Below are 23,108 nucleotides of genomic sequence, written 5' to 3'. Positions count from 1 at the left end.
CCCTACATTACTTAAGCTTCTACAGATTTCTTTTTCTTAGCAGCTCTTTCGCGCTCACTCTTATCAAGAATCTTTTTACGAAGACGAATTGATTCTGGAGTTACTTCACAGAACTCATCATCGTTTAAGTACTCTAATGACTCTTCTAAAGTCATTAAGCGTGGTTTTTTCATTGTTGAAGTTTGATCTTTCGTCGCAGAACGAATGTTAGTTTGTTGTTTCATTTTTACAACGTTAACCGTTAAATCATTCTCACGTGTATGTTCTCCAACAATCATACCAGCATATACTTCTGTACCTGGTTCAACGAAGATTACACCGCGATCTTCAACTTGCATAATACCGTATTGTGATGCTTTTCCTGCTTCAAGTGAAACAAGAACACCTTGACGACGTCCACCAACTTGTCCAGCATGTACTGGTTGGTAGCAATCGAATGTATGGTTTAAAATACCATAACCACGAGTTAATGTTAGGAATTCTGTCGTGTAACCAATTAAACCACGTGCTGGAACCATGAAAGTAAGGCGAACTTGACCATTTCCATTATTCACCATGTCTAACATTTCACCTTTACGTGCACCCATTGATTCCATAATAGAACCAGTGTATTCTTCAGGCACATCGATTTGTACGCGCTCTACAGGCTCACATCTTACACCATCAACTTCTTTAATAATTACTTCTGGTTTTGACACTTGTAATTCGTATCCTTCACGGCGCATGTTTTCGATTAAGATTGATAAATGTAATTCTCCGCGTCCAGATACAATCCATGCATCAGGAGATTCTGTATTATCTACACGTAAGCTCACATCTGTTTCTAACTGTGAACGAAGACGTTCTTCAATTTTACGAGATGTAATATACTTACCTTCACGACCTGCAAATGGACTGTTATTTACAAGGAATGTCATTTGTAGTGTCGGCTCATCAATACGTAATAACGGCAATGCCTCTTGATGTTCAACTGGACATACCGTTTCACCAACGTTAATGTCTTCCATACCTGAAACAGCTACTAAGTCTCCAGCTTTTGCTTCTTCAATTTCTTGACGTTTTAATCCCATGTAACCAAATAATTTTGTTACACGGAATTGTTTTACACTTCCATCAACCTTCATTAATGCAACTTGTTGTCCTACTTTCATTGTACCGCGGAATATACGACCAACTCCGATACGACCTACATAATCATTATAATCAAGAAGTGCTACTTGGAATTGAAGTGGCTCTTCACTGTTATCGATTGGTGCTGGAATATGCTCAATAATTGTATCAAATAATGATTTCATATTCTCTTCTTGGTTTGCTGGATTTGAATCTAAGCTCGCTGTTCCGTTCATTGCTGAAGCAAATACAACAGGGAACTCTAATTGATTTTCGTTTGCACCAAGTTCAATGAATAAGTCGATTACTTCATCAACTACTTCGTCTGGACGAGCAAAGTCACGGTCAATTTTGTTTACAACAACGATTGGAGTTAAGTTTTGCTCAAGTGCTTTCTTTAACACAAATCGTGTTTGTGGCATACAACCTTCATATGCATCAACAACAAGTAAAACACCATCAACCATTTTCATGATACGTTCTACTTCACCACCGAAGTCAGCATGTCCAGGTGTATCTAAAATGTTAATTCTTTTATCTTCATAATGAATCGCTGTATTTTTTGCTAAAATAGTAATACCGCGTTCTCTTTCTAAATCATTTGAGTCCATTGCGCGTTCTTCAACGTGCTCATTTGCACGGAACGTCCCCGCTTGACGTAACAATTGGTCAACAAGTGTTGTTTTACCATGGTCAACGTGGGCGATAATTGCTATATTTCGTAAATCTTCTCGTTTTTTCAACATGTCCAACTCCTAGTGTCTTTTTAATCCTTTTCTATTATAAGAGCGAAGGGGATACAATAGCAATCAAAATAAAATCAAGAATGAAAATATAGTTGTATTCTCACTTTTGTGAAAGTACAATAAAAATGGAGGGTGAAATATATGGAACAGATTCAGTATCGTTTTTTATTAACAGCTATCATTGGTGTTATTTTTATGATTGGCATTGGAATTATGATTGCTGAGAATAGCCCGATTGGTGTAATTATTTGTATCATTGGTACGATCTTTACAATCGGATACGGCTTTATAACAAAAAGAAAAATGCGTAAACTACAATAACAACAAAAAGTAAGAAGCGATTTTCTCTGCCTCTTACTTTTTTGTTTATTCTATGGATTTTATACACTTACTGTACATATTGTAGCATCTCTTCATACACACCTGGTCTTGCAACCAGAACGCTGCTCTTCTCAATAATTCGAAGCGACTCTCCAGTAAATGTCGTTACTTTTCCTCCAACCTCTTCTACAATAATTTTCCCTCCACCAAAATCCCATGGAGACAAACGAGGCGTCACATATGCATCTAATCTTCCTGTTGCCACATATACCATTTCCAACGCTGCACAACCGTACGAACGTGTTCCTCTTGCTTTTTTTACAAGCTGTGCCATTTTCCTCATATCAAGACGAGAGTTATCGGTAAGCCACGTTGCATTTACAGCAATAACGCCTGAAGATATTTCACCCGGCTGTAATGATGGAATTTTTATTTCATTACAAAATGCTCCAACACCCTTTTTCGCATGATATAACTCATCATGAACTGGGTCATATACGAGGCCAATTTTCCCAATACCATTCTCATATATACCAATTGAAATTGCAAAATTCCGCTTTTGATGAACAAAATTCATCGTGCCATCAATTGGATCAATTAACCACAAAACCCCATCCGTTGAAGCCAAATCATCGCCATATCCTTCTTCTCCGAGAATATAGTGTTTAGGAAATATTTCTTTCACTTTCCCAATAAAAAATTGTTCAATTTCTCGATCCATATTTGTTACTAAATCAGAGGCATTTGACTTCGTTTCAATAATAAGAGACTGCTTCATTGATGAAATAAGGTACTGCCCCGCTTCTTTTATCCATTGTTTTGCGTATGCATCAATTTCTTCCCATACCTCTTGCATTTTTAAACACTCCGATCTGTACGATTCACAGAAAAAACGAACCCTTTATAAGGTTCGCACCAACTTATTTTTTATACATACACTATTATTACGCCTCTAAACGGATCATTTCAAGTCTTAACACTTCTAATTTTTTCATACACTCCTCTTTTTTCATGTCATCATTTTCCATCATCGCATCATATAGGGTTGCTAATTCGTAATCTAATTCTAAACGTAACACCGGAATTCTCTTCTCCGCATCTGTTCTTTTTAATGCATTAATTACCTGTCTCATATTCGTTTGCCCCCTCCCAATATTCGTTTGCCCTCGACTTGAATTTACCTAATTTTCTGATTTTTTGTTTTATACTATATTATGTGGGATAAATCATCTATGCAACTAATTTGAATTTTTATCTCAAATTTTTTTATAAGCGTCTTTTTTTATGAATTGTACGAGCTATGTTAGAATAAAAACAAACTAGGAGTTGGAGGAACTACCATGACATCAAAAACTTTCAAAGAAAAAGACTTTGCTGTGTTCTCAGTAGATGGTTTAGAAGAAAGAATGGCTGCAATTAAAACGAACGTTCATCCGAAGTTAGAAGCTCTCGGTGAACAATTGTCTCATTTCTTAACAAATGAGACTAGTGAACCTTTTTTCTATCATGTCGCGAAACATGCACGTCGTAAAGTCAATCCACCAAACGATACTTGGGTTGCATTTTCAACAAATAAACGCGGATATAAAATGCTACCTCATTTTCAAATTGGACTATGGGGAACACATGCTTTTATATACTTTGGATTAATTTATGAGTGCCCACAAAAAATGGAAGCGGCTCATGCCTTTTTAAAGCATTTAAATGATTTAAAAACAAATATACCAAATGATTTCGTTTGGTCCATTGACCATACTAAGTCTGATGTAAAATTACATAGCACTCTTCAATTAGAAGAGCTACAAACAATGATTGAGCGGTTAGGAACTGTTAAAAAAGCAGAATTATTAGTAGGAATTCACATTTCTCCAGAAGAATTTACAAATCTTACTGACGAACAATTCATCGGAAAAATTGAAACAACGATGTTCTCACTCCTTCCTTTATATAAAATTTGTAATCGATAAAGCAAAACGGACAATATTTGTATTGTCCGTTTTTAGTTGTTATCCCATTATAACACTTCATTTTTTATTTTTCAAAAAATTTTTACATTTTAACAATATCTTCTTCCTGTAAATCTTTCGCCTTTTGAATTGTGCGATAAATGGAATAACCACTCACCTCTTGGAATTCTTTGTCGATTTTCTTTTCTTCTGCTTTTCCAGGCACAATTTCTTTAAAATGACGATACAAGCCCATTAAATTTTCTCTTTTCAACCCTTTTTCATAAGCTTGTTCAATCGCTTCATAAAATTTTATTACTGCAACCATTTCTTCTGTTGACCAATCATAATTAATTGGATATTGATATTCCATAATAACACCTCATCTATTCCAGTTCACTCTAATTTATTCTTCTTCATTATCATACGCGAGATAAAGTGAAACTTCCACCTGAATGCTTCTTCACGAATCGTTTTCTTTACCAATCCGTAATCTCATCAATGATATTTTTCTTGAATTCAGTAAAAAATATAATCTGTTCATGTGCATATACCTCACTCTTTCCGTCACTTATTTTGCTCAAGCTTCATTCGTTGATACTCTATCCTTAAATTTTTATCAATCCAGTAATTCATTTTTTACGCTTGAGCCTGCCAACTTAAAAATAATAATTACCATTATTATTTTTATATACATCTTCTCCTATAGGTGATATAATGCTTTTGTTTTATAGAACATAAAGGGATACTTCAAATAGTAGTGAGAATTTCTCTTCTGCTATTGATTAGTCGAACAGGATAAACATAAAACAAAACTAATAAATATTAATAAAAAAAGAAGGGGTGTATAGATTGTCCCAATACGAAACACCATTGTTTACTGCTTTAAGAGAGCACAGCAAGCGAAATCCAGTTCAATTTCATATTCCAGGTCATAAAAAAGGACAAGGAATGGATCCTGAATTCCGCGAATTTATTGGGCATAACGCATTATCAATTGATTTAATTAATATTGCACCACTCGATGATTTACATCATCCAAAAGGTATGATTAAGCATGCTCAAGATTTAGCAGCAAAAGCTTTCGGCGCTGATCATACATTTTTTTCTGTCCAAGGAACAAGTGGTGCAATTATGACAATGGTGATGAGCGTTTGTGGTCCTGGAGATAAAATTCTTGTACCGCGAAATGTTCATAAATCTATTATGTCAGCGATTATTTTCTCAGGCGCAAAACCAATTTTTATTCATCCAGAAATTGATCCAACATTAGGAATTTCACACGGAATTACAATTCCTTCTGTAAAAAAAGCGCTTGAAGAACATCCAGATGCAAAAGGACTACTTGTCATTAATCCAACATATTTTGGTTTTGCAGCTGACTTAGAGCAAATTGTAAAGTTAGTACATTCATACAATATGCCAGTACTAGTGGATGAAGCCCATGGTGTTCATATTCATTTTCATGACGAAATGCCAATGTCAGCAATGCAGGCTGGCGCTGATATGGCTGCAACAAGTGTTCACAAACTAGGTGGCTCATTAACACAAAGTTCTGTTTTAAATGTAAGAGAAGGGCTTGTAAACGTAAAGCATGTTCAATCGATTATTAGTATGCTTACAACGACTTCAACATCTTATATTTTATTAGCTTCACTTGATGTTGCAAGAAAGCGTCTAGCAACAGAAGGACGAGAACTTATTACGAAAACTATTCAATTAGCAGAAGAAGTTCGAGAGCAAGTAAATGAAATTGAACACCTATATTGTCCTGGTAAAGAACTGCTAGGAACCGATGCAACTTTTGACTATGATCCAACAAAGCTTATTATTTCTATAAAAGAATTGGGAATTACAGGGCATGATGCAGAATTATGGTTAAGAGAGCATTATAATATAGAGGTTGAGCTTTCCGATTTATATAACATTCTGTGTCTTGTTACACTTGGGGATACAGAAGATGAAACAAATTTACTAGTACGCGCTCTGCATGAATTATCAGCAACCTTTAAACATAGAGCAGAAAAAGGTGTTCAAATGCAAGTAGATATTCCAGAAATCCCTGTACTTGCGCTATCTCCGCGCGATGCCTTTTATTCTGAAACAGAAGTTGTTCCTTTTGCAGAAGCTGCTGGCCGCATTATAGCAGATTTCGTTATGGTCTATCCACCAGGTATTCCAATTTTTACTCCTGGTGAAATTATTACACAAGAAAATTTAGACTATATTCAAAAGAATTTAGAAGCAGGATTACCAGTACAAGGTCCTGAAGACATGACATTGCAAACTTTACGTGTCATTAAAGAATATAAAGCAATTAGCAAATAACTTCCTTCCCACTTCATATCTTTGGAGTGGGATTTTTCATTTATAAATACTCCTCTCCCAGCCTTCATATTATTTTTCCTATGCACCCTTTATTCGCCTATTCATACGATATAATGTAAAACTTCTATAAGGCGAAAGCCTGCTCAATCAAGATCTTACGGACAGTTCTCTCCCGGCAATCACAAAGGCCTAGTAGATGAGAATCAATTAGACTTTAACTCCCTCTTAGCTGAGAGCCTCATCGCCCTTTAATTCAAAATCAAAAGAATGTAAACATATAGGTGGGATTTTATGATTGTAATTGGCCGCTCCATTGTACATCCATATATAAAAAATGAAAACGAACCTTTCTATTCGGAAAAACAACAAATTTTAGAAATTATGACTGGAAATCATGAAGTATACAATTTCCAATCATTACATGAGTTAGCTTTTGATATAAATGTCCGTGTTCATATCATTACTTCTGCTTTAGAGTTATTTAACAGCGGGTTACAATTTCGCACATTTAAGCAATCTTTCTGTAATCCTAAATTTTGGGAAAGAACGCATTTAGGTGGCTTTCAGCTTCGCCCTAATGTGTTACCCTCTTTTGCTATTCGTGATATTTTTCTAAACGGCAAAAAATATGGAACAGAATGTGCAACTGCAATGATTATTATCTTCTATAAATCACTGTTAGCATTGTATGACGAAGAAACGTTTAATCGTTTATTTGCAAATCTTTACTTATATACATGGGACTATGATAAGGATTTAAAGCTCACTACAAAAACAGGCGGAGAAATTGTTCCTGGTGACCTTGTTTATTTTAAAAACCCACAAGTGAACCCAGCGACAATTGAATGGCAAGGAGAGAATGCAATTTATTTAGGAAATTTCTTTTTTTATGGGCACGGTGTCGGTGTAAAAACAGAAAGTCAAATTATTGATGCACTCAATCAACGACGTATTCCTTTCGCTTTTTTAACAGCATATTTAACAGATTTTCTAACACGGATAGACAGTCGGATGATGAGCCAATTTGCCTCTACAAAGAAAATGCAAACAGAAATCGAACTCATTCCCATCCGAGACGATGCAATTATTGCAACAATTGGTCACACGACTTCAATCCACTAAAAAAACGCCTGCACATGCAGGCGTTTTTATATTTATTGGGCTTTAGTATGTTCTTTATGCTCACACTCACAGTTAGAACCGCATTTTCCGTATAATACTGTTACTTTTTCATCCTCAAAATGCGCAATTGTGTTCTCACAAATTTGACATACGATAGTTCCCATTTTTAAATTCCTCCTAATATTGTAATTCCTAAGAATTTTTTGTAACCGCTTAACTTTCTGTCTTTATTTTAATATGTTATACTTTTTTAGTCAATAGTTTTGATTGTGACATATTAATTATTTTTTAATTTCATTAGTATGAAACATTTATAAATAATAAGCAGCCGTATATTTATTATTACGACTGCTTTGACACAATTATTCCTCATATTCAGCATGCACAGAAGTAGGTGGCAATAGAAATTTAAAAAACTGCGCAAGATCTGTTGCCTCTTCACTCGTTTTTAGTTTAAAGACATCTTGTAAATGGTGCACATTTTCAATATCATCCTGTCCAAGGAGAGTTGCTCGACCAGTTTGCATACAAACAACAAGTGGTTTACCAAAAAACATAGTTGTGTACACCACACCAAAATCATACCGTGTCTCATTTGTCATAAAACCAAGAAAGCGGACTTTTGTATTTTCATGTTCATCATATAATTTCTCAAACATTGTCCCTCTCCTTTCTTCTTGATTTATCCACAATGTATATATTAAACAAAAAAAGCAAGATCCCTTTTAATTGTCAAAAAATTTACAACAATGTTAAAATAGTAATATATTATGTCCTTAGGAGGTTTATTATGCAAGATGCAGTCATTAAACTCGTCCCAAATTCAAAACAGCAATCTATTTCTCTAGACGATGTTAAACAACTATTTCATTACTATAAAACAATTACAGCTCAAACAGGTCAACAACTCGGCTTTTCATACGCAAACACTGCCTTTCCATATGAAATGGTTGATACTTCAGATACAACACTTTGTTTAAAATCTAATCATGAACGCTATCACTCTATTTATGTAGGAATAGGAATTGAAAACGAACAATCTTTTATACAAATTACATTACCATCTACTGCAACCTTTGGAGATAAAGGAAAAGCTAATGAATTTTGCAGATTTTTAGCAAAGAAATTAGAAGGAGAATTACAGCTCTTTAACGGAAGAACAATGTACTTTTATAAACGTTAACTAAAAAAAAGTAACTTACTCATAAAAAAGAGAAGGCTATTAGTAATAGTGAATAAAATTGCCTCTTTCCTGGAGTGCAACATCATATTGGCAATAACATAAGCCAAATAAAAAAACACAAAAAAGAGCAGTACTTTGTAATGCAATTTATCGCGACTTGATAACAATAACACAACGGAAAATGCACCCCATATAATAAAATGAAACAAAGCAACAAAAGCTATTTTCATGCTGTTGCCTCCTTTCACACGTCCTATTGTATTATAATATATGGGCGCTAAAAGAAATCATTACATATATATGAGGAAACTGGCAGAAGAAGCAAATTGGTTTATTATTTTCATTATCATATTTCTTTTCCAAATAAAAACAACCGCCTCCTAATATATAGGAGGCGGTTGTTTTTATTTATCATTATTTTACAATGTGAATTGGCATTCCAAGAGCAACTTCAGCTGCTTCCATTGTGATTTCACCTAATGTTGGATGAGCATGAATTGTTTGAGCGATATCTTCAGCTGTCATTCCAGCTTCGATAGCTAAACCAAGCTCAGAAATAATATCAGAAGCGCCTGCACCTGCAACTTGTGCACCTACAATAAGACCATCTTCTTTACGAGTTACAAGCTGTACGAAACCGTCTGTGCTGTTTAATGATAATGCACGTCCGTTAGCAGCGAATGGGAATTTAGAAACTGCTACTGTCATTCCAGCTTCTTCTGCTTGTTTTTTCGTATAACCAACAGATGCTAATTCTGGATCAGTAAAGCATACTGCTGGAATTCCGATGTAATCGATTGCTGATGCATGACCGCTAATTGCTTCAACAGCTACTTTACCTTCATAAGAAGCTTTATGAGCTAATGGTGGTCCAGGAACGATATCACCAATTGCATAGATGTTTGGTACATTTGTACGGCATTGCTCATCGATTTCGATTACGCCACGGTCAGTCATTTTAATTCCAACTTGCTCAAGACCGATTTCTTGCGTATTTGGACGACGACCTACAGTTACTAATACATAATCAGCATCAACAGTTTGTACTTCGCCTTTTACTTCGAAGCTAACTTTTACGCCGTTTTCAGTTTCTTCAACGCCTTTAGCCATAGCTTTTGTATGGATTGTTACGTTGCCTTTTTTCTGAAGTGCACGTTTTACAACTTGGCTCATTGCTTTTTCGAAACCAGCTAAAATTTCATCGCCAGCTTCTAATACTGTAACTTCTGTACCGAAGTTTGCATATGCAGTACCTAATTCCATACCGATGTAACCGCCACCGATTACAACAAGCTTTTTCGGAATTTCTGGTAAGCTTAGAGCACCAGTTGAGTTAAGAACGCGTTTAGAGTATTTGAATCCAGGAATTTCAATTGGTGTAGAACCTGTTGCAAGAACAGCATTTTTAAACGTATATGTTTGTGCTGCTTCTTCAGTCATTACGCGTAATGTGTTTGCATCTACGAAGTAAGCTTCACCGCGAATGATTTCAACTTTATTACCTTTTAGAAGGCCTTCTACACCGCCAGTTAATTTCTTAACTACGCCGTTTTTCCATTCTTGAACTTTTGTGAAGTCAACTTTTACGTTTTCTGCAGTAATACCCATGTCATCAGAATGTTTTGCATTCTCATAACGATGACCTGCATTAATTAATGCTTTAGAAGGAATACATCCAACGTTTAAGCAAACACCACCAAGGTTAGCTTTTTCAATAATAGCTACTTTTTGTCCTAATTGTGCTGCACGAATTGCTGCAACATATCCACCAGGACCTGCACCAACAACGACTGTATCTAATTCAATTGGGAAATCTCCTACTACCATTGTTTATTACGCCTCCATTACTAATAATTGTGGGTCGTTTAATAGACGTTTAATTTGGTTTAATGCTTTCTGAGCTGTTGCACCGTCGATTAAGCGATGATCAAAGCTTAAAGATAATGCTAATACTGGAGCTGCAACGATTTCACCGTTTTTCACAACTGGTTTCTCAGCAATACGGCCGATACCAAGGATTGCTACTTCTGGGTGGTTAATAACTGGAGTGAACCATTGTCCGCCTGCAGAACCAATGTTTGTAATTGTGCAAGATGCACCTTTCATCTCTGCTGGAGCTAAGCGACCTTCACGTGCTTTACCAGCAAGTTCATTGATCTCGTTAGAGATTGTGAAGATAGATTTGCGATCTGTATCTTTAACAACTGGTACTAATAGACCTTTGTCTGTATCAGCTGCGATACCGATGTTGAAGTAATGTTTATGAACGATTTCTGAAGATGCATCGTCTAAAGAAGTGTTCAACATTGGGTATTCACGTAACGCAGATGTTAACGCTTTTACAACGTATGGAAGGTAAGTTAATTTAATACCTTTTTCTGCTGCAACAGCTTTGAACTTCTTACGGTGAGCAACAAGTTCTGTTACATCTACTTCGTCCATTAATGTTACGTGAGGAGCTGTATGTTTAGAGTTAACCATTGCTTTTGCAATCGCTTTACGGATACCGCTCATTTTCTCACGAGTTTCTGGGTATTCACCAGCTGGAATTGGTTGTGCTTTTGGAGCTTCTTCTTTCGCTGCTGGAGCTTCTGCCGCCACTGGAGCTTCTGTTTGTGCTACTGCTGCTTGTCCACCGTTTGCAAATGCGTCGATGTCAGCTTTTACAACACGTCCGTTTTTACCAGTACCAGCTACTAGACGAATGTCTACGCCTTTTTCACGTGCATGTTTACGAACAGATGGCATAGCAATTACGCGCTCATTAGCTACTTCTTCAGTTGCTGCTGGAGTAGCCGCTGCTGCCGGAGCTTCTTCTTTTACTTCTTCAGCTTTTGGAGCTTCGTCATGATCGTCACCCTTAAACTTAAGGTTTTCATAGCCAGGAGCGTCGAACTTAATTAAAGTATCTCCTACTACTGCTACTGTACCTTCTTCTACAAGAATGTCAAGTACTTTCCCTTTAACTGGAGAAGGAATTTCTACAACTGCTTTATCATTTTGTACTTCAAGAAGTACATCATCTTCGTTTACTTCATCGCCTACTTTAATAAACCATTTTACGATTTCACCTTCGTGGATACCTTCACCGATGTCTGGTAGTTTAAATTCAAATGCCACGGAATTCAGCCCCCTGATTCTTATCATTATTATTGGAAATTGCAAAAGAAATCAGCATGTGCTGACTTCCTTTGCACATAAAACTCAAATTAGAAGTTCATTACTTTGTTAACAGCCTCAACAATATCTTTGTGGTTTGGTAACCATACGCTCTCAGCTTGAGAGAATGGGAAGATTGTATCAGCAGCTGCAACACGTACAACTGGAGCTTCTAAGTTTAAGATTGCACGGTCATTGATTTCCGCTACAACGTTAGCTGCAATACCAGCTTGTTTTTGAGCTTCTTGAACTACTACAACACGACCTGTTTTTTCAACAGAAGCGATAATTGTTTCGATATCTAATGGTTGAACTGTACGTAAGTCCACAACCTCTAAAGAGATACCTTCTTTTTCAAGTTCTTCAGCAGCTTTTAATGCAGCATGTACCATTGCACCATATGTGATAACAGATACATCTGTACCTTCACGTTTCACATCAGCTTTACCAAGTTCAATTGTGTATTCGCCTTCTGGCACTTCTTGACGGAAAGAACGGTATAATTTCATATGCTCTAAGTATACAACTGGATCGTTGTCACGAATTGCAGAGATTAAAAGACCTTTCGCATCATATGGAGTAGATGGAATTACAACTTTTAAACCTGGTTGTTGTGTCATTAATCCTTCTAAGCTGTCAGCATGTAATTCTGGTGTATGAACGCCGCCACCAAATGGAGAACGAATTGTAACTGGAGCAGTCCAACGTCCACCAGAACGGTAACGTAGACGAGCCAATTGACCAGAAATAGAATCAATTACTTCGTATACGAAACCGAAGAATTGGATTTCAGGAACTGGACGGAAGCCTTCTAATGCTAAACCGATTGCAAGTCCACCGATACCAGACTCTGCAAGTGGAGTATCCATTACACGGTCTTCACCAAATTCAGCTTGTAATCCTTCAGTAGCACGGAATACACCGCCGTTTACACCAACGTCTTCACCAAACACAAGTACGTTAGGATCGTTTTTCATTTCAACGCGTAAAGCATCAGTGATTGCTTGAATCATTGTCATTTGAGCCATGGCTTACTTCGACTCCTTTTCTTTATAAATTTCATATTGTTCAGCTAAGTTGAAAGGCATTTTTTCGTACATGATTTCCATTAAATCAGTTACTTTTTGTTTTGGAGCTTGGTCAGCTTTAGCAATCGCTTCTTTAATGTCTTCTTTAGCTTGTTCGATTACTTTTTCTTCTTCTTCTTGAGACCAGATGCCTTTGTTTTCTAAGAATGTACGGAAACGTACGATTGGATCTTTTTGTTCCCATTCATTTTCGATATCTTTTGTACGGTAACGAGTTGGATCATCACCAGCCATTGTATGTGGACCGTAACGGAATGTTAAAGTTTCAATTAAAGTAGGACCTTCACCGTTTACTGCGCGCTCACGAGCAAAAGCAGTTGCTGCATATACAGCTAGTGGATCCATACCGTCTACTTGAACACCGTAAATACCAGCTGCAACTGCTTTTTGTGCTACAGTTTTTGCTGCAGATTGTTTTTCTACTGGAGTAGAAATTGCATAACGGTTGTTTTGAACAACGAAGATTGCTGGAGCTTTAAATGCACCTGCAAAGTTCATACCTTCGTAGAAGTCACCTTGAGACGCACCGCCGTCACCAGTGTAAGTAATTGCAACAGATTTTTTACCACGAAGTTTCATACCTAATGCAACACCAGCCGTTTGGATGATTTGTGCACCGATAATGATTTGTGGAGAAAGTGCATTTACATCAGCAGGCATTTGGTTACCCATGAAATGTCCACGAGAGAATAGGAATGCTTGATATAATGGTAAACCGTGCCATACTAATTGTGGAACATCACGGTATCCTGGTAAGATGAAGTCTTCTTTTTCAAGAGCAAAATGACTTGCTAATTGAGAAGCTTCTTGTCCAGCTGTTGGCGCATAGAAACCTAAGCGACCTTGACGGTTTAAAGAAATAGAACGTTGATCTAATACGCGAGTATATACCATACGACTCATTAATTCTTTTAATTGCTCATCAGTTAATTTTGGCATAGCTGCTTCATTCACAACTTCGCCTTTTTCATTTAAAATTTGTAATGTTTCAAATTGAGCTGCGATAGCTTTCATTTGCTCATCAACATTAAATAGGGTCTTTTTTGTTTTAGTACCCATTCCGTTCACCTCTTCCTCTCTTGAACCATATTCTTAAACGCTTTCACTAGCATCTCACTATACATGAAAGCATAAGTTTGAAAACTGACGTATCATTTGTCAGTTATTGAATAATTTGTGTACCTAACAATCTGTACTAATGTTTTCATTTAAACTAATTAATACAATCTTGATCACGTTTTTAAGTTTACAACTATTCTAATCATGATGTCAATCACTTTGATTTCAATTTTTTTCGAAGATTAGAGAGATTTTCTAAACAAATACAAGTTTTCAAAAAACCATCTGTATTAGTGAGCAAAAACCTCCTGTTATATTATTCCCTTTTCATACATATTTTGCTCATAGAATAATATGTAAACGCTTTATGTCCCTTTTATCTTTTGTCCTATCTTAATAAAAATATACAGCATCTTCCTTCTTTTTAGGCGAATAACTATACATTTCTCTTCTTTCTTCCATACATTATACTAACCGCAGCATTCGCGGAAATGGTAAAGGAGGTCACACCATGTACGGATACACTTTTTGTTATCCCTCAACTGCCTCATATCCTACGTATGGCTATGGTGGTGGTTGCGGCGGCGGCTTTGGACACGGTTTTGCTTTAATCGTTGTATTGTTTATACTTTTAATTATCGTCGGTGCTGCTTGCATCTGTTAATGCAAAACGAAACAATTATAAAAGAACAAGGCGTTTATTGCCTTGTTCTTTGTCATGACTTTTTTCATAACCTTTGGTAGACTAAAGATGAAAGGAGAGATTATATATGCTTACAATGAATGATGTAATTCGTGAAGGAAATCCCATTTTACGAGCAGTGGCTGAAGAAATAGCTCTACCTGCAAACGAAGAAGATGTTCATATATTACGAAAGATGATCGAATTTGTGATTAACAGTCAAAACCCTGAAATGGTTGAAAAATATAATTTACGTCCTGGAATTGGTTTAGCCGCGCCGCAAATCGGTGTTTCTAAAAGAATGATCGCTGTCCACGTCACAGATCGAGACGGTACATTATATAGCTACGCTTTATTTAACCCAAAAATTATTAGCCACTCTGTTGAACGTACATACTTACAAGGGGGCGAAGGATGCCTGTCAGTGGATCGTGAAGTCCCTGGCTATGTACCTCGTTACACTCGCATTACTATTAAAGGAACAACAGTGGATGGCGATGAAGTCAAGCTGCGTTTAAAAGGATTACCAGCAATTGTATTCCAGCATGAAATTGATCACTTAAATGGCGTTATGTTTTATGACCACATAAATAAAGATAATCCATTTATGGATCTAGAAAACGCAGCACCTTTAGAAAGATAAAACGAGTTTTCCATCAGCAGGAATTTTTGGCGACGTACAAATAACAAGATAAAAAGAGTCAGTTTTCACTAAAGGTGGCGAAAACTGACTCTTTTTATTGAAATGGTTCTCATATTTATACTTTATAACAACCCTGCCCACTGCAATCCATGAAGGATACCATCTTCTGCAACATCTTTCGTTACATAATTTGCAAGCTTTTTCAAATCTTCATGCCCATTTCCCATAGCAATTCCTGTACCTACAGCTTCAATCATTTCTAGATCATTTAGCCCATCTCCAAATGCATACACTTGTTCCCTTGTGAATCCAAGCTTTTCAATATACTTTTCAATCCCTTTCGCTTTCGACCCTCCCATTGGAATAATGTCCATAGAGTAAGCATGCCAGCGAATAAAATGAAACTTCGCATAGTCGTTAATAAACTTTTCTTCTTCTCCTGCTTTGCAAAATACAAGCGTTTGGTAAACTTCACGTTCCTCAAAAAAACTAGGTTCAAACGTAGGATGATCCATATGAAGGCTAGCAAAGCTTTCTGTTACATAATGATGCGATGTTACTGTTGCTTTCATTTCTTTATGATTCAAGTACACAAGCGGATAGCCTTCTTGTTCTGAAAATTTCGTGAAATCATGCAATGCATCAGGGTGCAAGGGATTTTTATATATAACCTCATCTTCAAACACCACATACTGTCCATTGAAACTTACATAGTTATGAATGTTTAGCTCTTTACGAATATCTTCAAACATAAATGGAGCACGTCCTGTTGCAATTGCCACATGTATACCTTTTTCTTGTAAACGGCGTACAGCTTCTTTTGTGGATTTTGGTATTTCTTTGTTGTGGTCTAGCAATGTTCCATCAATATCAAAAAAAACAATTTTATCATTCATTCACATAACCCTTTCTACTTCATCAATTCAAACGTAGCACATTATACTAAAAATATTTTTTCAAATACTAAAAAAGTATAACATATTGATAAATAAACTGCTTATTATCTAACCTTTCTGCCTAACTATGCATATACTGAAATAAAAACGATACTACGGTTCAACTTATGCATTTTCTTTTCTATTCTATCTCATACTATAAGTTGAACGAAATATTTTCTTATAGGTAGTTCATCTTTTGAAACTTAATTCTTCTTACTTATTTTAATTAAGATTATATACATGTTTTGAGCAAAGAAAGGAAGGGACAACCGTGCTGAAGAAACTGAAGAAAAAATTAAAAGTATATTGGAACGATTTGCTTCGAAAAAAAACAATTGCTTAAATCATGCCCATTCCGGGCTTTTTTCTTCACTCTTATGCGAAAAAACATGAAAATCATAACCGTTTGCTTTATAATAGTTAAAAGATAGCCTAAAACATAGACAAGGAGAGATTGTTTTAATGATTTTTAAAGTATTTTATCAAGAAAAAATGCTAGAAGTACCTGTACGTGAAAATACTAAGGTGCTATATCTAGAAGCTGGGTCTGAAAGAGAAGTTCGCACAAAATTACACAAGTTCGCATATAATATTGAGTTTATCCAGTCTGTTACTGGTGCTCATCTTGAATACGAAAAGCAATATGCAGATTTCAAATTAGCGGAGAACGTTTAATTTATGAAATTCCTAAAAAATGACCAAACTGCTGTTTTCGCGCTTGGCGGACTCGGTGAAATCGGCAAAAATACATATGCTGTTCAATTTCAAGATGAAATTATTATTATTGATGCTGGAATCAAATTTCCAGAAGACGAACTTCTTGGGATTGATTATGTCATCCCTGACTACACGTATCTCGTACGTAATGAAGAAAAAATTAAAGGACTCATTATTACACATGGTCACGAAGATCATATCGGCGGGATTCCTTATTTATTGCGCCAAGTAAATATTCCAATTTACGGCGGGAAACTAGCACTCGGACTGATTAAAAACAAGTTAGAAGAGCACGGATTACTGCGAAAAGCACAATTGCATGAAATTAAAGAAGACGACGTGATTAAGTTCAAAAAAACATCCGTTTCCTTCTTCCGTACAACACATAGTATTCCTGATTCATATGGTATCGTTGTGAAAACACCGCAAGGACAGATTGTGCATACAGGAGATTTCAAATTTGATTTTACACCAGTTGGTGAGCCAGCAAACTTAACGAAGATGGCTGAAATCGGAAAAGAAGGTGTCCTTTGCCTGCTATCTGATAGCACGAATAGCGAAGTCCCTCACTTTACGATGTCTGAGCGCCGCGTTGGTGACAGCATCCAGGATATTTTCCGTAAAGTAGAAGGCCGTATTATATTTGCAACATTTGCTTCTAATATTCATCGACTGCAACAAGTTGTCGAAGCTGCAGTAGCAAACAATCGGAAAATTGCTGTTTTTGGTCGAAGTATGGAAGCTGCAATGGAAATCGGACAAAATCTTGGCTATATTCGCTGTCCGAAAGATACAATTATTGAATCCTCGCAGTTAAATCGCATACCAGCAAATCAGGTTGTGATTTTATGTACAGGGAGTCAAGGGGAACCGATGGCTGCATTATCTCGCATCGCTAACGGTACACACCGTCAAATTCAAATTATTCCAGGTGATACTGTAGTCTTTTCTTCGTCTCCAATCCCAGGAAACACGGTAAGTGTAAGCCGTACCATTAACATGTTATATCGTGCAGGTGCTGAAGTTATTCACGGACCATTGACTGATATTCATACAAGTGGACACGGTGGACAAGAAGAACAGAAACTAATGTTACGTCTTATTAAACCAAAATATTTCATGCCAATTCACGGTGAATACCGTATGCAACGAATGCATGCAAAATTAGCAAACGATTGTGGTATCCCCGATGAAAATTGCTTTATAATCGATAATGGTGACGTACTTGCACTTCGTGAAGATGAAGCAGCAATCGCAGGAAAGATTCCGTCTGGTTCTGTCTATATCGATGGAAATGGCATCGGCGATATCGGTAACATTGTACTTCGCGATCGTCGCATTCTTTCAGAAGAGGGACTTGTTATCGTTGTTGTTAGCATCGATATGAAGGATTTCCAAGTAGCGGCTGGGCCAGATATCATTTCTCGTGGATTCGTTTATATGCGCGAAAGTAGCGATTTAATTAACGATGCACAAACATTAATTACAACTCATTTAGAAAAAGTAATGGAGCGCAAAACAACACAGTGGTCTGAAATCAAAAATGAAATTACAGATACATTGGCTCCATTCTTATATGAAAAAACGAAACGTCGACCAATGATTTTACCAATCATTATGGAAATTTAAATAAAAAGGACAATGCCGCTTTGCCGGCATTGTCCTTTTTATTATTTCGCTAAAAATATTTCGAAACGGTCTACATCATTATCGTGACCAATTACAATTAAAATGTCTCCCTTTTGAATATTTTCTGTCGCACGCGGTGAAACAAGAACTTCCTTCCCACGCTTAATTGCTACAATGTTTAATCCAAACTTCGCACGAATGTCTAATTCAATCAATGAATGACCATCAATCTTTTCGTTCGCAATAATCTCAACAATACTATGCTCATCTGAAAGCTCTAAATAGTCCAAAACGCTACTTGAGGCAATATTATTGGCGATTCTTTTCCCCATATCGCGCTCAGGGTGAACAATTTGATCCGCTCCAATTTTCCGAAGAACTTTTTCATGATAATCATTTTGTGCTTTTACAGTAATATTTTTCACACCTAGCTCTTTCAAGATAAGGGTTGTTAAAATACTTGATTGAATATTATCCCCAATTGCAATCACTACATGCTCAAAATTTCGAATTCCAAGACTTTTTAATACCATCTCATCTGTAGAATCCGCAATTACAGCATGAGATGCAATATTTGCAAACTCATTTACACGATCTTCATCCATATCAATCGCCATAACTTCCATTCCTAATTGCGCTAATTCTCTACAAATACTCCCACCAAATCGACCAAGACCAATAACAGCAAATTCTTTTTCCTTCGTACCCACACAAACTCCTCCAGTAATATTAAATCATATCAAATGAAACTTTTATCAGTGGAATTTCTTTATCTTCCACCTATCTTCTTTAACTCTTCAAAAACTTGATGTGAAGGCTTTGGACCTTATACACCATAATCCACTATCATTGTAGCATATTTTATAAAGTGAAACTTCCATCATTGTCTTTTCATTCCTAATGATGGAAGTTTCACCAACAGTTACCATTCTATATTCACTACATACTTAAACTTAGTAGTTTTACGTAACAAATGCTGTAATGATTGTCTGTCCGTTTTTATTTTTGTTTTTGAATATAAAAAAATTGCTGTAAATAAAAAGCTAGCATGCATATTAACATACCAAAAATGAATATATTTCCAAATGAACTGAACGTTTGAAATACAAACATTAATGTTTCTTGTCCAAAAAAAGCAAATAATAAATTTATAAAAGCAAATAATATCGCAAGCTGATAGTGATGCTGATGAAATAAATAATGAGTTGCTCCTAAAAAACCAGCAAATGAAACAATAAACACCCACCACGTTTCCATCATCTTTTGCCATCCTACAATCTCAAACCCGTTCATAACAATAGCAATTGCTCCTATAACAATCATCGTTTGAACGCTCCAAAATAAAGCCCACTTTCGAAAGAGTAATATCGCATTCCTGTCTTTTCGTTTATATGCGCAATATGTTAAAAAAGTCGCACTTATATATAAGACCGATACAATCGTTAAAATAATAATTAACCAAAAATGAAGCTGATAATACTCATGCTCTATATTAGTAACGATTGCAGCTAACAGCCCTGGAATACATAGGCCAGTATATCCTTCCACCAACTTCTTATTCCAAAAGACCATATTACCAATTCGAATTCCTAACAACATAAAAATAATGGCCCCAAGGATAAATAAAGTCATTTTATTTCCAACTAAGCTCGTTGAAAAAGCGATTAAACCAACAAATAAAAATAAAGCAAATGCATTCATAATTTCTGCAACAGGTGATAAATACTCTCTCACCCACTCATATGTGTTCGTATGGTTTTCTTTTTTCGCTAAACAATATGTATAAAAACTAACACCAAAATAAATTGCTGCTACAATTACATATGTATATAAAAAGAAACACAATATAGTACTTACGATTTGCACACTATCCCCTACCTTTTTTTCTCTATGTACCATATTGATTTTACACAATTTTCATATAAAATGTAAACTAAAAAACCTCCCCGTTCAAGGGAGGTTTTCCTTTATTCAGCTGTTTTTTCAGCTTCATCAAGAACGCGATTTACTCGTTTTGTTAACATTTGCATACCACTACCGCCCGCTTGGAAATGACGCAATACACCGTTTTTATCAAACACGTAATATGCTGGTACATATTGATTTTCAAAAGAGTCTGTAATCGCATGCTGATTGTCTACCAAAATAGGTTGTACAATTCCGTGCTCCGCTGCTACTGCTTTCACGTTTTCAAGATCTAAATCTTCTTCTGAACGCGGCATATGTACAGCAATTACATTTAATTTATCTTTATAGTTATCACGGAATTCATTAATACTCGGCATGGCTTCTTTACATAAATGACAGCTAACAGACCAAAAATGAATCAATGTTGGTTTATCGCCAATTAGCGATTCCTTGACTACTTCTCCATTTAGCACAGTCGTTGCTCCTTCTAAGGAAGGCATTGGTTCACGTAATTTCATAACATTTCCTCCTTATATTATGTAGAGAAAGGTCTAACAACAATTTGCTAGACCTTGTTCACTTATTCAAAAATTAAACGTTTAAAGTTTCTTGACCTGGTTTCCAGTTTGCAGGGCAAAGTCCGCCAGTTTGAAGTGCTTGAAGAACACGGAGTACTTCGTCAACTTCCCGTCCAATGTTGTTATGATGGACAACTTGATACATTAATTCGCCTTCTGGGCTAATAATGAATAGACCACGAAGTGCGATTCCTTCTTCTTCAAGTAATACACCATAATCACGAGATACTGCATGATTTGTATCAGCAGCTAATGGATAGTTTAACTCGCCTAAACCATTTTTCGTACGGTCAGTGTTAATCCATGCTAAATGAGTATGGATTGTATCAGTTGATACACCAATAACTTCTGCATCTAAATCTTCGAACTCATCATAACGATCAGAAAGTGCGATAATTTCTGTTGGACATACGAAAGTGAAATCCATTGGATAGAAGAAAAGCACTGTCCATTTGTCTTGTTTCATAATCTCTTCAAGGCTTACTTTACCAAATTCTTTGTTTGGCATAACAGCATCCATCTCAAAGCGTGGAGCTTGTTTTGCTACCATACGTTCTGTCATATGTACCAACCTCCGTTAATTTTTAGTTATTTTTGTATACTTTTCTATTATATAGGAAAAATAGTTTTTAGTCAATATCATTTAATAGTTATTATAAATAAACTAACTATCAACTCCTTCTCCCATCTACCATTATAAAGCATTGTGCTAGAATTTCAAAAAAATCGCACTATTTATACAAATTTTCTTATACAAAAAAAGGAACAAGCATTACGCCCTGTTCCCTTTCCATTTTACGTATGTTGTTAAAAATATTATCGCTTTTTCAATTGCTGATTCATCTGGCTGTAATTTTGCATGATGTAGACCGTATTCAGATTCAACACCAAGCCAAAACATTAAACCCGGGATCTCACGCAGCATATATCCAAAATCCTCTCCTGTCATCGCTTCTGTGCAAGTGATAACATTCATATCTGTATGTTGATCCGTAAACGCCATGAATTCCTTCGTTAACGTTTCATCATTATACACTTGATGATACATCGCTCCGTAATCAATCTGCGCTGTACACCCAAAAGACGTTTCGATTCCAGCAACAATTGCTTCAATCCGCCCCTTTACTCGTTTCATAGATTCAACAGATAATGTACGAATCGTTCCTTCTAAACGAGCCTTTTCCGCAATAATATTTTGTACTGTTCCACCAGTAATTTTCCCGATTGTAATAACTGCACTATCGAGCGGATTCACATTGCGACTAATAACAGATTGTAGTTGCGTAACAAGATGGCTTGCGGCAACAATCATATCGTTCGCTGTATGCGGATATGCTGCATGTCCACCTTTCCCTTTCAAATCAATGTAGAGCTCGGATGTATTCGCAAAAAGCAATCCCTCTTTTGTCGCAATTGACCCTACTGGATATTCTGGTGCAATATGGAGTCCCAAAATCATATCTGGTTTCCATACTTGTAATTCCTCACTTTGTAATAACGGAAGAGCACCACCCGGTCCTTCCTCAGCTGGTTGAAAAATAAACACGAGGTCATCGTCAATTCGCTCTGTAACAAAAGCTGTTAATAACCCAAGGCCAATTGTCGTATGGATATCATGTCCGCATGCATGCATCATCCCTTCATGTAGTGAGGAAAATTCATATCCTGTCTCTTCTGTAATTGGAAGTCCGTCAATATCAGCGCGATAACCAATTGTTTTTTCTGGATTACGACCATGTATTTTTACAATGACACCAGTTTTCCAAGTCTTTACTTCCATATACTCACTTGGAAGGGTATTTATATAATTTAAAATATATTGCTGTGTTTTCCATTCTTGAAAACCAATCTCTGGAATTTGATGTAAATCTCTGCGCATTTGAATAAATTTATTTATCATCATTTCACCACCATTGATAAAAAGCGTAAGAGCCTACAAGCCCTTACGCTT

The 23,108-nt window shown here is 36.2% G+C and carries 25 protein-coding genes and 1 pseudogene; 9 read left to right on the top strand and 17 right to left on the bottom strand.

What is annotated here, in order from left to right; all coding sequences use genetic code 11:
- Nucleotides 1–11: 11 nt before the first annotated feature.
- Nucleotides 12–1,856, bottom strand: a complete 1,845-nt coding sequence (typA, locus tag BM211_RS00920) for a translational GTPase TypA (protein ID WP_035429200.1) — start codon at nt 1,854–1,856, stop codon at nt 12–14.
- 141 nt (nt 1,857–1,997) lie between these two features.
- Between typA and BM211_RS00915 the strand changes: the two genes are divergently transcribed.
- Nucleotides 1,998–2,177 (top strand): DUF5325 family protein, encoded by a 180-nt coding sequence (locus BM211_RS00915; RefSeq protein WP_035429202.1) that lies wholly within the window; start codon nt 1,998–2,000, stop codon nt 2,175–2,177.
- A gap of 67 nt (nt 2,178–2,244) precedes the next feature.
- Here the strand turns inward: BM211_RS00915 and BM211_RS00910 are convergent, their stop codons facing one another.
- Both BM211_RS00910 and BM211_RS00905 read right to left on the bottom strand, forming a co-directional pair.
- The gene (locus tag BM211_RS00910) at nt 2,245–3,033 is read right to left on the bottom strand and encodes an inositol monophosphatase family protein (protein ID WP_035429203.1); all 789 of its coding nucleotides are present in this window, start codon (nt 3,031–3,033) and stop codon (nt 2,245–2,247) included.
- An 88-nt stretch (nt 3,034–3,121) separates the two neighbouring features.
- On the bottom strand, nt 3,122–3,310 hold the full coding sequence (locus BM211_RS00905; protein WP_035429204.1) for a hypothetical protein: 189 nt from the start codon (nt 3,308–3,310) through the stop codon (nt 3,122–3,124).
- A 207-nt stretch (nt 3,311–3,517) separates the two neighbouring features.
- Here BM211_RS00905 and BM211_RS00900 point away from each other — a divergent pair, with 207 nt between their 5' ends.
- A complete protein-coding gene (locus BM211_RS00900) occupies nt 3,518–4,144 on the top strand; it encodes a YktB family protein (RefSeq protein WP_035429205.1) in 627 nt (208 codons plus the stop codon).
- An 82-nt stretch (nt 4,145–4,226) separates the two neighbouring features.
- Here BM211_RS00900 and BM211_RS00895 read toward each other — a convergent pair whose 3' ends face one another.
- Nucleotides 4,227–4,496, bottom strand: coding sequence for a UPF0223 family protein (locus BM211_RS00895; RefSeq protein ID WP_035429206.1), 270 nt, complete (start codon nt 4,494–4,496; stop codon nt 4,227–4,229).
- A gap of 470 nt (nt 4,497–4,966) precedes the next feature.
- On the opposite strand from BM211_RS00895, the gene BM211_RS00890 reads away from it, so the two are divergent.
- Together BM211_RS00890 and BM211_RS00885 are read left to right on the top strand one after the other, a co-directional pair.
- Nucleotides 4,967–6,451, top strand: a complete 1,485-nt coding sequence (locus BM211_RS00890) for an aminotransferase class I/II-fold pyridoxal phosphate-dependent enzyme (protein ID WP_090994627.1) — start codon at nt 4,967–4,969, stop codon at nt 6,449–6,451.
- Between the two features lie 291 nt (nt 6,452–6,742).
- A complete protein-coding gene (locus tag BM211_RS00885; RefSeq protein WP_035429209.1) occupies nt 6,743–7,573 on the top strand; it encodes a protein-glutamine gamma-glutamyltransferase in 831 nt (276 codons plus the stop codon).
- A gap of 32 nt (nt 7,574–7,605) precedes the next feature.
- Here the strand turns inward: BM211_RS00885 and BM211_RS00880 are convergent, their stop codons facing one another.
- Complete coding sequence (locus BM211_RS00880; RefSeq protein ID WP_035429210.1) at nt 7,606–7,737, bottom strand: GapA-binding peptide SR1P; 132 nt, start codon at nt 7,735–7,737, stop codon at nt 7,606–7,608.
- Between the two features lie 198 nt (nt 7,738–7,935).
- The gene (locus BM211_RS00875) at nt 7,936–8,232 is read right to left on the bottom strand and encodes a DUF3055 domain-containing protein (RefSeq protein WP_035429211.1); all 297 of its coding nucleotides are present in this window, start codon (nt 8,230–8,232) and stop codon (nt 7,936–7,938) included.
- Between the two features lie 131 nt (nt 8,233–8,363).
- Here BM211_RS00875 and BM211_RS00870 point away from each other — a divergent pair, with 131 nt between their 5' ends.
- On the top strand, nt 8,364–8,756 hold the full coding sequence (locus BM211_RS00870) for a DUF1885 family protein (protein ID WP_035429212.1): 393 nt from the start codon (nt 8,364–8,366) through the stop codon (nt 8,754–8,756).
- Here the strand turns inward: BM211_RS00870 and BM211_RS00865 are convergent.
- From BM211_RS00865 to pdhA, 5 genes are all read right to left on the bottom strand, one after another.
- Nucleotides 8,753–8,986 (bottom strand): hypothetical protein, encoded by a 234-nt coding sequence (locus BM211_RS00865; RefSeq protein WP_035429214.1) that lies wholly within the window; start codon nt 8,984–8,986, stop codon nt 8,753–8,755. The genes BM211_RS00870 and BM211_RS00865 overlap by 4 nt on opposite strands.
- A gap of 184 nt (nt 8,987–9,170) precedes the next feature.
- On the bottom strand, nt 9,171–10,583 hold the full coding sequence (gene lpdA, locus BM211_RS00860) for a dihydrolipoyl dehydrogenase (RefSeq protein ID WP_035429216.1): 1,413 nt from the start codon (nt 10,581–10,583) through the stop codon (nt 9,171–9,173).
- Between the two features lie 6 nt (nt 10,584–10,589).
- Complete coding sequence (locus tag BM211_RS00855; RefSeq protein ID WP_035429218.1) at nt 10,590–11,876, bottom strand: dihydrolipoamide acetyltransferase family protein; 1,287 nt, start codon at nt 11,874–11,876, stop codon at nt 10,590–10,592.
- A gap of 89 nt (nt 11,877–11,965) precedes the next feature.
- Complete coding sequence (pdhB, locus tag BM211_RS00850; protein WP_035429220.1) at nt 11,966–12,943, bottom strand: pyruvate dehydrogenase complex E1 component subunit beta; 978 nt, start codon at nt 12,941–12,943, stop codon at nt 11,966–11,968.
- A gap of 3 nt (nt 12,944–12,946) precedes the next feature.
- A complete protein-coding gene (gene pdhA / locus BM211_RS00845; protein ID WP_035429221.1) occupies nt 12,947–14,062 on the bottom strand; it encodes a pyruvate dehydrogenase E1 component subunit alpha in 1,116 nt (371 codons plus the stop codon).
- 583 nt (nt 14,063–14,645) lie between these two features.
- Between pdhA and BM211_RS27435 the strand changes: the two are divergent.
- Both BM211_RS27435 and def read left to right on the top strand, forming a co-directional pair.
- A pseudogene (locus tag BM211_RS27435) lies at nt 14,646–14,726 on the top strand (YjcZ family sporulation protein); the annotation flags it as partial.
- 106 nt (nt 14,727–14,832) lie between these two features.
- Nucleotides 14,833–15,387 carry a peptide deformylase gene (gene def / locus BM211_RS00835; RefSeq protein WP_035429226.1) on the top strand — a complete coding sequence of 185 codons (555 nt, stop codon included), beginning with the start codon at nt 14,833–14,835 and terminating at the stop codon, nt 15,385–15,387.
- 122 nt (nt 15,388–15,509) lie between these two features.
- Here def and BM211_RS00830 read toward each other — a convergent pair whose 3' ends face one another.
- On the bottom strand, nt 15,510–16,283 hold the full coding sequence (locus BM211_RS00830) for a Cof-type HAD-IIB family hydrolase (protein ID WP_090994625.1): 774 nt from the start codon (nt 16,281–16,283) through the stop codon (nt 15,510–15,512).
- A 504-nt stretch (nt 16,284–16,787) separates the two neighbouring features.
- On the opposite strand from BM211_RS00830, the gene BM211_RS00820 reads away from it, so the two are divergent.
- A complete protein-coding gene (locus BM211_RS00820; protein WP_035429230.1) occupies nt 16,788–17,000 on the top strand; it encodes a DNA-dependent RNA polymerase subunit epsilon in 213 nt (70 codons plus the stop codon).
- A 3-nt stretch (nt 17,001–17,003) separates the two neighbouring features.
- Entirely contained in the window at nt 17,004–18,671 is a 1,668-nt protein-coding gene (rnjA, locus tag BM211_RS00815) for a ribonuclease J1 (RefSeq protein WP_035429233.1), read from the top strand.
- Nucleotides 18,672–18,712: 41 nt separating this feature from the next.
- Here the strand turns inward: rnjA and BM211_RS00810 are convergent, their stop codons facing one another.
- The 5 genes from BM211_RS00810 to BM211_RS00790 all read right to left on the bottom strand — a co-directional run bounded on the left by BM211_RS00810 (nt 18,713) and on the right by BM211_RS00790 (nt 23,060).
- The gene (locus BM211_RS00810) at nt 18,713–19,381 is read right to left on the bottom strand and encodes a potassium channel family protein (RefSeq protein ID WP_035429234.1); all 669 of its coding nucleotides are present in this window, start codon (nt 19,379–19,381) and stop codon (nt 18,713–18,715) included.
- Nucleotides 19,382–19,670: 289 nt separating this feature from the next.
- Nucleotides 19,671–20,537 carry a cytochrome c oxidase assembly protein gene (locus BM211_RS00805; protein ID WP_035429236.1) on the bottom strand — a complete coding sequence of 289 codons (867 nt, stop codon included), beginning with the start codon at nt 20,535–20,537 and terminating at the stop codon, nt 19,671–19,673.
- A gap of 101 nt (nt 20,538–20,638) precedes the next feature.
- Nucleotides 20,639–21,097 (bottom strand): TlpA disulfide reductase family protein, encoded by a 459-nt coding sequence (locus tag BM211_RS00800; protein ID WP_035429237.1) that lies wholly within the window; start codon nt 21,095–21,097, stop codon nt 20,639–20,641.
- A gap of 73 nt (nt 21,098–21,170) precedes the next feature.
- Complete coding sequence (locus tag BM211_RS00795; protein ID WP_035429238.1) at nt 21,171–21,719, bottom strand: peroxiredoxin; 549 nt, start codon at nt 21,717–21,719, stop codon at nt 21,171–21,173.
- Nucleotides 21,720–21,929: 210 nt separating this feature from the next.
- The gene (locus BM211_RS00790) at nt 21,930–23,060 is read right to left on the bottom strand and encodes an N-acetyldiaminopimelate deacetylase (protein WP_035429239.1); all 1,131 of its coding nucleotides are present in this window, start codon (nt 23,058–23,060) and stop codon (nt 21,930–21,932) included.
- Nucleotides 23,061–23,108 lie beyond the last annotated feature (48 nt).

It is taken from the genome of Bacillus sp. 491mf, from assembly GCF_900112415.1.
Classification (GTDB): domain Bacteria; phylum Bacillota; class Bacilli; order Bacillales; family Bacillaceae_G; genus Bacillus_A.
Note: the sequence above shows the minus strand (reverse complement) of the source record. Positions and strands in the feature narration are given on the sequence as shown.